The 13,981-nt window shown below is 62.3% G+C and carries 12 protein-coding genes and 2 riboswitches; of the genes, 10 read left to right on the top strand and 2 right to left on the bottom strand.

The genetic code is table 11. From position 1 onward, the window contains the following. Window positions 1-113: 113 nt before the first annotated feature. The 10 genes from AC1DY9_RS01800 (at window position 114) to AC1DY9_RS01755 (ending at window position 11,870) form a co-directional block, all read left to right on the top strand. The gene (locus tag AC1DY9_RS01800; protein WP_457280142.1) at window positions 114-1,127 is read left to right on the top strand and encodes an acyltransferase family protein; all 1,014 of its coding nucleotides are present in this window, start codon (window positions 114-116) and stop codon (window positions 1,125-1,127) included. Between the two features lie 311 nt (window positions 1,128-1,438). Beyond that, the gene (gene denD / locus AC1DY9_RS01795; RefSeq protein ID WP_477665660.1) at window positions 1,439-2,464 is read left to right on the top strand and encodes a D-erythronate dehydrogenase; all 1,026 of its coding nucleotides are present in this window, start codon (window positions 1,439-1,441) and stop codon (window positions 2,462-2,464) included. 92 nt (window positions 2,465-2,556) lie between these two features. Next, window positions 2,557-3,528 carry a TRAP transporter substrate-binding protein gene (locus AC1DY9_RS01790; protein WP_457280140.1) on the top strand — a complete coding sequence of 324 codons (972 nt, stop codon included), beginning with the start codon at window positions 2,557-2,559 and terminating at the stop codon, window positions 3,526-3,528. 111 nt (window positions 3,529-3,639) lie between these two features. Next, window positions 3,640-4,134 carry a TRAP transporter small permease gene (locus AC1DY9_RS01785; protein ID WP_477665659.1) on the top strand — a complete coding sequence of 165 codons (495 nt, stop codon included), beginning with the start codon at window positions 3,640-3,642 and terminating at the stop codon, window positions 4,132-4,134. Window positions 4,135-4,336: 202 nt separating this feature from the next. Continuing rightward, window positions 4,337-5,614 (top strand): TRAP transporter large permease, encoded by a 1,278-nt coding sequence (locus AC1DY9_RS01780; RefSeq protein WP_477665658.1) that lies wholly within the window; start codon window positions 4,337-4,339, stop codon window positions 5,612-5,614. Window positions 5,615-5,686: 72 nt separating this feature from the next. Further along, entirely contained in the window at window positions 5,687-6,256 is a 570-nt protein-coding gene (locus tag AC1DY9_RS01775; protein WP_477665657.1) for a hypothetical protein, read from the top strand. A gap of 27 nt (window positions 6,257-6,283) precedes the next feature. Then, window positions 6,284-6,399, top strand: a riboswitch (glycine riboswitch). Between the two features lie 21 nt (window positions 6,400-6,420). Next, window positions 6,421-6,524: riboswitch (glycine riboswitch) on the top strand. Between the two features lie 55 nt (window positions 6,525-6,579). Next, window positions 6,580-7,740: a glycine cleavage system aminomethyltransferase GcvT gene (gcvT, locus tag AC1DY9_RS01770; protein ID WP_457280136.1), complete on the top strand. Its 1,161-nt coding sequence runs from the start codon at window positions 6,580-6,582 to the stop codon at window positions 7,738-7,740. Window positions 7,741-7,794: 54 nt separating this feature from the next. Next, window positions 7,795-8,160, top strand: a complete 366-nt coding sequence (gene gcvH, locus AC1DY9_RS01765; RefSeq protein ID WP_457280135.1) for a glycine cleavage system protein GcvH — start codon at window positions 7,795-7,797, stop codon at window positions 8,158-8,160. Between the two features lie 58 nt (window positions 8,161-8,218). Further along, window positions 8,219-11,113 (top strand): aminomethyl-transferring glycine dehydrogenase, encoded by a 2,895-nt coding sequence (gene gcvP, locus AC1DY9_RS01760; protein WP_457280134.1) that lies wholly within the window; start codon window positions 8,219-8,221, stop codon window positions 11,111-11,113. 1 nt (window position 11,114) lies between these two features. Next, window positions 11,115-11,870, top strand: a complete 756-nt coding sequence (locus AC1DY9_RS01755; RefSeq protein WP_457280133.1) for a sulfite exporter TauE/SafE family protein — start codon at window positions 11,115-11,117, stop codon at window positions 11,868-11,870. Window positions 11,871-11,881: 11 nt separating this feature from the next. Here the strand turns inward: AC1DY9_RS01755 and AC1DY9_RS01750 are convergent, their stop codons facing one another. Together AC1DY9_RS01750 and AC1DY9_RS01745 are read right to left on the bottom strand one after the other, a co-directional pair. Next, on the bottom strand, window positions 11,882-12,652 hold the full coding sequence (locus AC1DY9_RS01750; RefSeq protein WP_477665656.1) for a transglutaminase-like domain-containing protein: 771 nt from the start codon (window positions 12,650-12,652) through the stop codon (window positions 11,882-11,884). Between the two features lie 169 nt (window positions 12,653-12,821). After that, window positions 12,822-13,970 (bottom strand): mannitol dehydrogenase family protein, encoded by a 1,149-nt coding sequence (locus tag AC1DY9_RS01745; protein ID WP_457280131.1) that lies wholly within the window; start codon window positions 13,968-13,970, stop codon window positions 12,822-12,824. Between the last annotated feature and the right edge of the window lie 11 nt (window positions 13,971-13,981).

Genomic DNA, 13,981 nt, shown 5'->3' with positions numbered 1-13,981 from the left:
GCTTTCTTTTGGCGCACAGCCGTGGCAGCTATTGGCTACGCTGCGCACATAATTTGTGCACGCAGTTGCAGTGAGCAAGACAGCAAAGAAACAAGAAGAGGAACGCAAGGCTGATGACCGGTAAGAAAATGAAGCGCAGCATGGAAGTGGATACGGTAAGAGGCATCGCCTGCATCTTGCTGGTTCTGTTTCATGTAGTAGGGGATACGCCCTCAGTGGGCCTGAAGGTTCCGGAGGGGCACTGGTTGCAGATGTTCAATGAAGGGCTGGCCTATATCCGCATGCCGCTCTTCTCTTTCATCTCAGGCTATGTGTATGCATTTCGCCCCTATGAAGGCAATGCTGCTGAATTCATTAAAGGCAAGGTCCGGCGGCTGCTGCTCCCCCTGATTACGGTGGGAACTATTTTTGCCGTCGTGCAGGCCTTCACGCCAGGCGCCAACTCATCGGTCAACCAGTGGTGGCTGTTGCACATTGAGCCCGTGGGGCACTTCTGGTTTCTTGAAGCGCTTTTTATTGTCTTCCTGGTCGTTCTGCTGCTGGAACACCTCAACGCACTTTCTACTGCGGCCGGATTTGCGGTCGCCTGGGCGCTCAGCGCGGTACTGTTTGACTACTTCAGTCCTCCCAACTATTTCGCCGCCCGCGGCGCTGTTTACCTTCTGCCTTTTTTCCTGGCCGGACTTGCCTGCAAACGATTTGACATCGGAACGCCAAAGGCCCGGCTTGTAGCAGCGGCCGTATTTATTTGCGCCGCTACCGGGGCCATGCTTTTTCCGCAATTTTCCGAGCAGGGAAGTTCTGTCGCCGCACTGGCGCTCGGTGTCTCAAGTGCCTTTCTTCTTTTGCGGAGTGGCTGGAGTTTCGCGCCCCTGGCCTACATTGGATCCTTCTCATTTGCGATTTACCTGCTGCATGTTTTTTTTACGGCTGCGAGCCGTATCGCCTTCAGGAAACTGGGTATCACGGACACCTATGTCCTGATGACGCTGGGACTCGTCGCCGGGATTGCTGGTCCTGTCGTATCCGCGCTGCTCATCAGCCGGCACGCAGGCCTGAATCTGTGGCTGCTGGGAACTGTGCCGGGCAAGCCGAAAACCAATCCGAAGCCCGTGGTAGCAGCCTGAAGGATCGGGGCTCGAGCCAGCGGCCCATTTCATTCTGGCGCCAAGCCGCTCATCACTGGCGGCGTCCTGGCGCCCCAATCAGTGACTGTGCCGCCGCGGCGAATCCTGAACGGCTCGAATGTCGGAGCAGGAGCCGTGCCCCCCGGGAGTTGCACGATGTCTTTTTCTCCAAGCACCATCCAAACCGGCACCATCTGTCGGCTGCATGGAACGACTCCTCCTTCGAACTAAACTGCCTGACATACCGCAGGCAACCGGATCGGTGCGGGCATGCAGGCGAGTAACCTACAAAAAATGGAGACAACATACCCATGAATATCGTCATCACCGGTGGCGCCGGATTTCTCGGGGCCAGGCTGGCCCGGCAACTTCTGGACGCGGGGCAATTGGCTCTTGCGGGCAGCGCACCGCAAACCATCCGGACAGTGACACTGGTTGACAGGGTGGCGCCCCCGGCCGCGCTGGCCGCGGACAACCGCATTCGAACCATCACCGGCGATCTGAACCGGCTGCTGGAAGACGGTCATCCGCAAGCACTCGTGGTGACAGAAAAAGACACGCTGATATTCCATCTGGCGGCGGCGGTCAGCGGTGAATGCGAAGCGGATTTCGACCTTGGGATGCGCAGCAATGTCGACGCCACGCGTGCGCTGCTGCAGGCGTGCCGTGCCCTGAATACATCGCCCACCGTCGTATTCGCCAGTTCGCTTGCAGTGTTTGGCAATTCACCCGAGCAACCACTCCCGGCGGTCATCGATGACAGAACGCTGCCCACACCACAGAACAGCTACGGCATCCAGAAATTTATCGGCGAGCAACTGGTGGCTGATTACGCGCGCAAGGGTTTCATACGCGGGCGCAACGTACGCCTGATGACCGTGAGCGTACGGCCCGGAAAACCCAACGGTGCGGCATCGAGCTTTCTCAGCGGCATGATCCGGGAACCCCTGGCGGGGATCAGGGCGCAGTGTCCTGTGCCGCCCGAAACGGCGGTGGCTCTTGCGTCGCCCGGCCGTACGGTTGAGGGATTGATTCGCGCTGCGCAAGCCAGCGACACCGAATGGGGTGCCCGCACAGCCGTCAATCTGCCGGCCCTCAAGACCACGGTCGGCGAAATGGCGCAAGCCCTGGCACGGGTGGCAGGAAAGAACGTGGCGGATTTGATCGACTGGGTGTACGACCCCGTCATCGCAGGAATCGTGGGCAACTGGCCGGCCAATATCGACGCAGCACGCGCGCGGTCGCTGGGCCTGCTGCCTGACAGTGATTTTGAAAGCATCATCGCGGCGTACTTAAGCGAAAACCCGCGCACAACCGCTGGTGCATCGCGGCAATAATGCGTGTGCTTATGGTCGGAAAATCCTGATGCGGGACCGGCCCCAGTCGTCCACAGGATTCCCGGCCCGATCACCCAACGGAGACAAACAACATGAAGCTTTCAAAACTGATTATCGGTATGACGCTCGCAGCGGGATTCATGGCGTCTGCAAATGCACAGACCACCATGAAGATCAGCATTTCCACGGCCCAGAATTCGCATCAGGGCATTGCCATCGACACCTTTGCCAAAGAAGTCGAGAAACGCACAGCAGGCCGCTACAGAGTCCAGACCTTCTACAACGGAGCCCTGGGCGGCGAACGCGAATCCATCGAGGCCGTGCAGCTGGGCACCCAGGAGCTGGCCCTCTCCTCCACCGGCCCCGTACCCAACTTTGTCCCCGAGACCAAGATCCTCGACGTTCCCTTCCTGTTCCGGGACAAGGCGCACGCACGCGCCGTGCTGGACGGCCCCATCGGCCAGAATCTCCTGACCAAATTCGATGCCAAGGGCTTTAAGGCGCTGGCCTGGGCCGAGAACGGCTTTCGCCACATGACCAACAGCAAGCGGGATGTGAAAGTTCCGGAGGACCTGAAGGGACTGAAGATGCGCACCATGGAAAATCCGGTGCACATCGCCGCCTACAAAGGCCTTGGCATCATCACCACGCCCATGGCCTTTCCCGAAGTGTTCACGGCGCTGCAGCAAGGCACGGTCGACGGCCAGGAAAATCCCCTGTCTGTGATCATGTCCGCCAAGTTCGACCAGGTGCAAAAGCACCTTTCACTGACCGGTCACGTTTATTCACCCTGTATTTTTGTCATGAACAAGGCAGCTTTCGACAAGCTCAGTGCTGGCGACAAGACGGCATTCATTGACGCTGCCAAGGAAGCGACCAAGGCGAACCGGGCCCGCGTGGACCAGGACGATGCCAACGGTGTAGCCGAGCTGCGCAGCAAAGGCATGACCGTGATCGAAAACGTCGACAAGGCGAAGTTCGTGGCAACGCTGGCGCCAGTCAACGCCGAATTTGAAAAGCAGTTCGGCAAAGCCAACATCGACGCGATCAGGAACTACAAGTAAACCGTACCGCAGCTATTTTGCTACTTTTTTTGTAGCTACTTGCGCCCGCCACCATTGGTCTGCGGGCGTTTTCATTGAAATTTTCAATTCTCCTCATGTATCGGCGCATCCATGAAACAAGTATTTCTCCAACTTGAACGGTGGACCACCGGCTTCTCCATGCTGGTGGCCTGCGTGATGCTGGTCATCGCATCGGGGCTCGGCGTGTTCCAGATCCTGACGCGTTTTGTCTTCGAGCAGCCTGCAGAGTGGAGTGAAATTCTGATCCGCCTCAGCCTGATCTGGATGGTCTTTATGGGAATTCCCACGGCTTTCCGCCAGGGCGCCATGGTCAGCGTGGATGTGCTCTATCGCTGGAGCCCACCTCGCATCCGGCGGGTGCTGGACTGGCTGGTCTGCCTCGCCGCCCTGTTCCTCGTCGCAGTCATCGTCTGGTGGGGCTGGGACTATTCCCTTCGCGGGCGTGTGCAGTCCATGGCCGGCCTTGAATCCATTTCCATGTTTTGGGGCTATGTGGCCATGCCTGTCGGCGGCATGTTCTGCGTGATCGGCATCATCGGCAACCTGATCGACCCACAGCGGAATGAATTGGAAACCGCACAATGAGAACAAAAACTGGATTTCACCTTCAAGCAGGGGCCGCGGAACCGGCTTTGCCGGGCCGCAGGCGCGGCCCCAGAGGGGCTGGAGCCCGCGGCTCCAAGCCTGCCTGCGCAGGCTTGGACGGGCGACAGAGGCGAAGCGTCTCGCGAGCCGCGGCCTGCAAGGCCTCGCGCATTACACGAAGTGAAAAGCGTGGGGGCCAAGTATGACCGCGGTAATGATTTCCACCATGGTGCTGTGCTTTGCACTCACCGTTTCCGTGGCCGTTTCCATCGGCCTGGCGTCCATCTTCGGTATCCAGGCGTCCAACGCCAACATGCTGATTTCAGTCAAGGAGATGTTCTCCTCGATCAACAAGTTTCCGCTGGCCGCGATCCCCTTCTTCATCCTGGCCGGCAACCTGATGGAAACCGGCGGCATCTCGCGCCGCCTGGTCGAGTTCGCCAAAAGCATTGTGGGCGGCGTCCAGGGCGGCCTGCCCATGACCTGCGTGCTGACCTGCATGATTTTTGCGGCCGTGTCGGGCTCTTCTGTGGCCACTACTTTCGCCATAGGCGCCATCCTGATCCCGGCGCTCATCAAGCACGGCTACCCCACCGCCTACGCCGCAGCCCTGCAGGCCACCAGCGCAGAACTGGGCGTGATCATTCCGCCATCCATCCCCATGATTCTTTACGGCGTGAGCGCCGAGGTCTCGATCGGAGAACTCTTCATCGCCGGCTTCGGCCCGGGGCTTTTGATCGGCTGCGCGCTGATGCTGTTCGTGCACCTGTACTGCCGCTGGAAGGGCTGGGGCAAGCACGACGGCGACGGCCGCCTGAGCTTTGGCAAGGCGACCTGGCAGGCCAGCTGGGCGCTGCTGATGCCGGTGATTATTCTGGGCGGCATTTACGGCGGGATTTTCACGCCGACCGAGGCGTCGGCGGTGGCGGTGTTTTATGCGCTGGTCGTCGGCACCGTGATCTACCGCGAAATCAAGCCGGCCGACCTGTACGTCATCCTGCGCAAATCGGTGCTCTCCAGCGCCGTGATCATGTTCATCATCGCCAATGCCGGGTTGTTCGCCTTTCTGATCACCCGGGCCGGCGTGCCGGACGCCATAGGCCATTGGCTGGAAGCAGTGCTGCAATCGCCCGCCCTCTTCCTGCTCGGCGTTAACGCGGCGCTGTTCATCATCGGCATGTTCATTGAAACCAGCGCCGCCATCATTGTTCTGGCACCCATCCTGGCGCCAGTGGCTGTGCATTTCGGCATCGATCCGGTGCACTTCGGGCTGGTGATGGTGGTCAATCTTGCCCTGGGCATGATCACACCGCCTTTCGGCGTGAACCTGTTCGCGGCCTGCACCGTCGCCAGGATATCGCTGGACCGCATCGTGACCCACCTGATCCCCTTTGTGCTCGTCATCCTGGCTTGCCTGATGGTGGTCACTTACGTCCCGCAGCTGTCGCTGGCTCTGCGGGATCTCGTCTACGCAAAATAGCTTTTCGGACGGGATTCACGAGGCTGTCATTTTCAGCAGCCATGCTCGGGGTTTCATTTCAGGATGAAATCCATGCAGCTCCACAAAACCGACCGCGCCCGTGCCGAGCTCAAGCCCGGCGTGAGAACGCTAGGCCAGCGCGAGCGCACCCTGCTGCTGATGGCCGACGGCAGCAAGTCGGCCCAGGACTTCCGCCCGCTGTTTGAGGGCGACGGCGAAGCCATTGCCCTGCGCCTTTTGCGCGACGGCTTTCTGGAAGCCCATCCCGGCAAGACGTCCGCGCCGGCAAAAAACCCTGCGCCTGCACCCGCCCAAACACTCACGCCGGCGCAGTTACAGAACTTTCCCAGCCCCGAAACCACCCAGGCCATTCAGGTCTCTGCCGATCAATTTGAAGGCAAGCGCTCGCTTGCCACAACCCGGATGTTCCTGTTCGACATCTGCGAACGCATGTTCGCCCGGCGCAACCCGGAGATGGCCGAGCGCTTTCGCGAAGCGCTGCGCAATGCCAAAGACCGCGAGACCATGCTCAGCGCCTCGCGCGAAATGATCGAGGAAATCGAAAAAATCGCGGGCCACGAGCGCGCCGACTCCATCAGCGAGCGCATCGCCATGCTGCTGCCGCAGCACCAGGCCGCCTGATCGAGCCGACAGCGGCTTCCGTTACACTCAGCGGTGTCAGGAGAGAGTTTTCCTCGCGAAAACCGCCGAAGGCGCACGAGCACCCTGGGGGCACCCCCCTTGAGTAGCACTGAACGCTCAGGCAAAAGGACTGGCAACCGCCCTGCGGCGCACCACGCGGCAAGGCGTTCCCTACTGGAGAGAGGCCGCCTTTCACGGGCAGCCCACCGAAGGAGCAAGCCTGCATCGCCGGGTGAATCTCTCAGGTAAAGTGGACAGCAGGGGCAGCCCATGGATTGAGAACAAGTTCTTGCCATGACCGTGTTTGCCCCCTGGAGAATGCCTTGTCCGATTCGTCCACCTCTTCCGCCGCCCCCGAAACCTTGTTGAAAACGCCCCTGCATGACCTGCATGTGGAGCTTGGCGCGCGCATGGTGCCTTTTGCGGGCTATTCGATGCCGGTGCAGTACCCCGCGGGCCTGATGGCGGAACACCACCACACACGCCAGGCTGCCGGCCTTTTTGACGTGTCCCACATGGGCCAGCTACGCCTGGTGGGTGCTGATGCCGCAGTCGCGCTGGAATCCCTGATACCCGTTGATGTGATCGACCTGCCCGCCGGCAAGCAGCGCTACGGCCTGCTGTTGAACGACGACGGCGGCATCATCGACGACCTGATGTTCTTCAACCGCGACTACGCCAACGGCGGCGACCTCTTTGTCATCGTCAACGGCGCCTGCAAGGTCGGCGACATTGCACACATCCAGGCAAAGATCGGCTCGCGCTGCGAAGTCATCCCCATGCCGGAAATGGCGCTGATGGCGCTGCAGGGCCCACAGGCCGTCACTGCCTTGCAGCGCCTGGCGCCCGGTGTCGAAAAACTCGTATTCATGACCGGCGGCCGCTTCAGCGTGGCCGGCTGCGACTGCTTCATCACCCGCAGCGGCTACACCGGTGAAGATGGCTTTGAAGTCTCGGTGCCTGCTTCGCAAGCTGACGCACTCGCACGCGCGCTGCTCGCGCAACCTGAAGTCAAACCCATCGGCCTGGGCGCGCGCAATTCGCTGCGGCTGGAGGCCGGCCTGTGCCTCTACGGCAACGACATCGACACCACCACCACGCCGGTGGAAGCCAACCTCAACTGGGCCATGCAAAAGATTCGCCGCACCGGCGGCGCGCGTGCCGGCGGCTTCCCTGGCGCAGACAAAATTCTGGCCCAGCTGGCCGACCCCGCCCTGCTCACCCGCAAGCGTATCGGCCTGGTGGCGCTGGAGCGCGTTCCTGTACGCGACCACACCGAACTGCAAAGCACCGACGGCATGGCTATCGGCGAAGTCACCAGCGGTTTGTTGGGCCCCACCATCAACCAGCCCGTCGCCATGGGTTACATCAAACCTGAGTTCGCTGCGCTGGGCACACGCGTGAACGCCATCGTGCGCGGCAAGCCGGTGCCCATGGAAGTGGCCGCCATGCCTTTCGTTCCCGCCCGCTACTACCGCGGTTAAGCACCAGATCAAGCTCCCCGTTTTATTCACCCCACTCAACCCCTGGAGAACCTCATGACCGTCAAATACACCGAAGACCACGAATGGGTCAAGATTGAAGGCAACGTCGCCACCGTCGGCATCACCGTGCATGCGCAGGATGCGCTGGGCGATGTGGTGTTTGTGGACCTGCCGGCTGTCGGCACCACCTTCGCCCAGAAAGAAACCGCCGGTGTTGTCGAATCCGTCAAGGCCGCGGCCGACGTGTATATGCCCTTGAGTGGCGAAGTCACCGAAATCAACGAAGCCCTAAGAGACGACCCATCTCTCGCTAACAGCGACCCGATGGGCGCCGGCTGGTTTTTCAAAGTCAAGCTGTCCGACCCAACGCAGCTTGACGCGCTGATGGACGAAACCCGCTACACCGCCTTCGCTGCCTGATTTTCTGACCGATTCTTTTTTCTGACTCCTGGCTGCCAAGCCTGACACGGGACCCGACATGTTGATGCAATCCGCCAAGCCCTTGGGCGATCTTGAAAACCCTGCCGAATTCATCGCCCGCCACATCGGCATCGATGACGCCGACGAAGTCCACATGCTCAGCATCGTGGGCTCAGCCTCGCGCCGCGCGCTGGTGGAAGGCATTGTTCCACGCTCGATTGCACGCAGCACCGCCATGGCCATCCCGGCCCCCGTCACGGAGGCGGCCGCGCTCAAGCAGCTCAAAGCCATCGCGGCCAAGAACCAGGTGTTCAAGAACTTCATTGGCCAAGGCTACTACGGCACCTACACGCCGGGCGTGATCCTGCGCAACATCCTCGAGAACCCCGCCTGGTACACGGCCTACACGCCCTACCAGGCTGAGATTTCGCAGGGCCGCATGGAAGCGCTGATCAACTTCCAGACCATGGTCTGCGACCTGACCGGCATGCCGATCGCCAACGCCTCCATGCTCGACGAAGCCACCGCCGCCGCCGAAGCCATGACCCTGGCCAAGCGCAGCGTGAAAAGCAAAAGCAATGTCTTCATCGTCGCAGGCGACTGCCACCCGCAAACAATTGAGGTGATCCAGACCCGCGCAAAGCCCTTGGGCATCGAGGTGAAGGTCAGCACGGCAGCCGTCACGGTGCCGCAACTGATGGCCGAAGGCAATTACTTCGGCGTGCTGGCGCAATACCCCGCCACCACAGGTAGCATCCATGACCTGCGCCCGCTGGCCGGCCAGGCGCATGTCGATGGCGCAGCCCTCTGCGTTGCGGCCGACCTGCTGGCGCTCACGCTGCTGGCCCCGCCCGGTGAATGGGATGCCGACATCGTGCTCGGCAACACCCAGCGCTTCGGCATGCCCATGGGCAACGGGGGGCCGCACGCGGCTTACCTTGCCTGCCGCGACGAATTCAAGCGCTCGCTGCCCGGCCGCCTGGTCGGCGTGACCATCGACAGCCACGGCAACCCGACCTACCGCCTGGCGCTGCAAACCCGTGAGCAACACATCCGCCGCGAGAAAGCCACCTCCAACATCTGCACCGCGCAGGTGCTGCCAGCCGTCATCGCCAGCATGTACGCGGTCTACCACGGCCCGCAAGGCCTCAAGCGCATCGCCGAGCGTGTGGCGGCCTATACGGCCATCTTCGTGCAGGGTCTCAAAGAGCTGGGCTATGAAATCACCAACACAGGCGCCTTCGATTCCGTCACGGTGAAGACGGGTGACGCTACCAATTTGATAGCTGACCGCGCACGTTCGGCGGGCGCCAACCTGCGTTTTCGCTTGAATAATCACCTGGGCGTGTCGCTGGACGAGACCACCAGCCGCAAGGACATCGAACTGCTCTGGTCCTTCTTCGCCAGGCCCGGCCAGACCGTACCCGTGGTCAGCGCTTTCGAAAAGGGCATCGAGTCGCTGATCCCCGCCGGCCTGCGCCGCACCAGCGCCTTCCTGTCGCACCCGGTGTTCAACACCCACCACTCCGAAACCGGCATGCTGCGCTACATCCGCATGCTGAGCGACAAAGATCTCGCACTGGATCGCAGCATGATTCCGCTGGGCAGCTGCACCATGAAGCTCAATGCCACCAGCGAGATGATTCCCATCACCTGGCCGGAGTTCGCCAACATTCACCCCTTCGCACCCGCAGACCAGCTGCAGGGCTATGCGGAACTCGACAAGCAGTTGCGCGACTGGCTGTGCCAGGCCACGGGTTATGCAGGCATCAGCCTGCAGCCTAACGCCGGCTCGCAAGGCGAGTACGCGGGCCTGCTGGTCATCAAGGCCTTTCATGAAGCCAAAGGCCAGGGTCATCGCAACATCTGCCTGATCCCTTCGTCGGCTCACGGCACCAACCCGGCCAGCGCCCAGATGGTGGGCATGACCGTCGTCGTGACCGCCTGCGACGCGCTGGGCAATGTCGACATGGCCGACCTCAAGGCCAAGTGCGAACAGCACAGCGCCAACCTCGCCTGCGTGATGATCACCTACCCCAGCACGCATGGCGTGTTCGAAACCCAGGTAAAAGAGCTCTGCGCCATGGTGCACAGCCACGGCGGACGCGTTTACGTGGACGGCGCCAACATGAACGCACTGGTGGGCGTGGCCGCGCCGGGCGAGTTCGGCGGCGACGTGAGCCACCTGAACCTGCACAAAACCTTTTGCATCCCGCACGGCGGCGGCGGCCCGGGCGTTGGCCCGGTGTGCGTGGTGGCTGACCTGGTGCCTTACCTGCCCGGCCATGCCACGGCCGGCATTCCCGTCAACGGCGTGGGGGCGGTTTCTGCGGCCCCCCTGGGTAACGCAGCGGTGTTGCCCATCAGCTGGATGTACTGCCGCATGATGGGACCAGAAGGGTTGACGCAGGCGACTGAAGTCGCCATCCTGAGCGCCAACTACATCAGCTCGCGCCTCAAGGACCACTACCCCACGCTATACGCCAGCGAGAATGGCCATGTCGCGCATGAATGCATTCTCGATCTGCGCCCGCTCAAGGAAACCAGCGGCGTCACCGCCGAAGACGTGGCCAAGCGCCTGATGGACTACGGCTTTCACGCGCCCACATTGAGCTTCCCTGTGCCCGGCACCCTGATGGTCGAGCCGACCGAAAGCGAAACCCTGGCCGAGCTGGACCGTTTCATCGACGCGATGATCGCCATCCGCGAAGAGATCCGAAAAATCGAAGCTGGCCAATGGCCGCAAGACAACAACCCGCTCAAGCATGCGCCGCACACCGCGGCCAGCCTGATGGGCGCTGACTGGGACCGCCCTTACTCCCGCGAAACCGGCGCCTTCCCATTGGCCTCGCTCAAGCAGGTCAAATACTGGCCGCCGGTGGGCCGCGTCGACAACGTTTACGGCGACCGCAACCTTTTTTGCAGCTGCGTGCCCGTGAGTGATTACGCCTGAGTTGGACGCTCACATCATCCTGATCGTCGCGGGGGCGGCGGCAGCGGGGTTTGTCCAGGGCCTGTCGGGTTTTGGCTTCAGCCTTGTCGCCATGTCTTTCTGGGCCTGGGCTATAGACCCGAAGCTGGCGGCTGTCATGGCGGTGTTCGGCGGCCTGACGGGCCAGGTCATGGCGGCCTTTACGGTCAGCCGCACAACTGACTGGAAGCGCCTGCTGCCGTTTCTGGCCGGCGGCCTGCTGGGGCTCCCGCTGGGTTTGCTGTTGTTGCCGCAACTTGACGTCCAGCTCTTCAAGCTGTTTCTCGGCATGCTGCTGGCGCTATGGTGCCCGGCCATGCTTTTTTCGGGCAAGCTCCCGCGCATTCACCATGGGGGCCGCGTCGCCGACGGCACGATTGGCGTTGCCGGTGGTTTCATGGGGGCCTTGGGTGGTTTCAGCGGTGTGATTCCGACACTGTGGTGCACCCTGCGCGGCTACGAAAAGAGTGCCCAGCGCGCCGTCATCCAGAACTTCAATCTGGCCGTGCTGACCGTCACCATGGCCAGCTATGTTGCCGCCGGCCTGGTCACGCGCGAAACGCTGCCCATGCTGGCCATCGTGGCGCCTGCTGCGCTCATTTGCGCCTGGCTGGGCGGGCGTGTTTACACGGGCATCAGCGACCTGGCCTTTCGCAGACTGGTGCTGAGCCTGCTGACCTGCTCCGGCGTGGCGATGCTGGTGTCATCCGTGCCGGAGTTGCTGCGGCGGATGGGCTAGGGCCTGTCATTTCAATAAAAACGCGAGCCGGCCCGCAGCTCACGAATGGCCCGAATCATGGTCGGAGCCAGCGCATTCCATTGCAAGGCCCGCAGTGATCGACGGTAACGCAGCCCGCTGCCCCCGAGGGATGCCGACACCAGTTCCAGAGGATCGCTCACCACGCACAGAAGCCGCGTGAGCATGGGGTCCTGCTCGGTAGGCACACCGCCGAGGAAGGCGTCGTTCTTTCCGTCCCACAGAAGCTGGGCATTGATGTGGATACCCCAGCCGCACTCCCAGCCGTTCGCTTTCAGGCGTTCGAGCGCCGCAGCCACGTATTCGGCATCGAAGATGTAGGTGTCGGTGCGCACCCAACGGCCCAGCCAGAACTCCGCCAGCGGCCGCGCCGCCGGCGTGGCCCGCGGGATCAGGCCGCGAAGCATCTCGCCGCGCATCTCCATGTAGCGCACACGGGCCGGGATGCCGGCGGAGCGCATCAGCGCGATCAGCAGCGTCACCTTGTCGTCACCGTCGCCTCCGCGCGCCTCAAGTACGTCGCGGGCGGTCGGGTACTGCAGCTTGATCCGCTTGGTATAAGGCAGGCGCTTGACGAAGCGATAGATAGCCAGTGCCTTGTCCCGGTCGGTGCGGCACAGCTGGACAATCGAGCGAGCCTTCAGGCGCAGCTTGGTGTCGTCCAGGTCCAGCAGGGGCGTTGTGCCAAGCCAGTCCTGCGGCCGGTCGCTGGCTCTTTGATGCAGCCGGCGGGGCGAATCGAATTGTGCGGCAAGTGCCACCATGGAACCACCGACGGAGTGAATGGTTTACGCATCGTAACCCCGGAGGCGCAATTGCGGCGAATTTCCGTTCCACGCCCGGGCGCTGAGGGACTGGCCCCTGGCATGAGGGCTCGCGGCGTCGGATGTTGCGCCGCAGCATGTCATCAAACGCAGGTGACCAGCCGGTGGTTCAGGCACCAGTGCCCAGGGTGCTTCCGGTTTCAGCTAACGCATTGCGCAGCTGGGTCTGTGCGATGGGCAGTTGCAGCGCCACGGCGCGCTCTAGCACGGGTGCCAGGCGGCGCAGCTTCTTCTGCGCGTGGTCCTTGGCAATGTCGGCCAGACGGTGTTCCAGAAACGGGTTGAGCAGGCGGTCGCGCAATTCCACCAGGTAGGCGTGGGCCTCGGGGCCTGTGCCCTCGGCGTCAAATACCGGCAGCACCTCGTCGGCCCACACGGCCTCCAGCGGGGTGCGCAGCGCCGGGGTGTGCATGGCCTGCATCACGGTCATGTCAGCAGCACCGCCCAGCAGCTGCCAGCGTTCGGCCAATATCGTGTGGCCCAGGTTCAGCAGCCAGAGCTTGCGTTGCTCGAAGGGGGCCAGTGCATCCGTCACCACCATGGCCGGGTGGCTGCAAGGAAGCACCATGCGCGGCTGGCGTTCGATGGCCCACAGCGCATAGGGCTCGGCCACTGCACCGGCGGGTTCCAGCGGAGACGACACGATGCGGTCCACCAGTGAATTGACCCACACGCAGTGCTCCCGCACATAGCGAAGGAAGGCGGGCGTAACGCCCCAGCTCTGTGCCAGCGTGGATACCAGGTTGCGCAGCGTGTCCCCGTTGCGGTTGACCAGTTCGCAGGGGTACAGCGTCAGGGGAGCCTCCGGCTGCTGCTGCCAGCGGTGGTGCAGAAGCGCCACCAGCTTGGCCGGGTAGCTGCGCGGCGGCGGCGTCGTCGTCGGGCTACGCAGCAGCGCCGCGGTGTCGGAGTCGTCCAGTGCATAGCCCATGTCCGCGGTGTTGGAGATGATGACCTGCACGGTGGTAGCCATGGCATCGCGCAACAGTGTCCAGTCGCGGCGGGCATGCCAGACGGCCTGTACTGCGTTCACTTGCACGGTTTCCTCGATACGCCGGCCATGTTGCATGCCGCGCAATTCGACGCGGTAGCCATGTGCCAGTGCCGCGGCGCGCGCGCTGCTCTGCGGGCTGTCTGTGCTCTGCACCACGGTTATGCCGCCCAGCGCCTGGCCCTGGGCCAGGGCCTCGGACACAAACAGGTCCGCATGCGCCTGCAGAAAGCGCCCGGTGCCAAACTGGAGGATGGGCGTGCTCACGTGGAGACTCC

This window comes from Polaromonas sp. P1_F6 (genome assembly GCF_056405695.1).
This window is presented reverse-complemented; position numbering and strand designations above follow the sequence as displayed.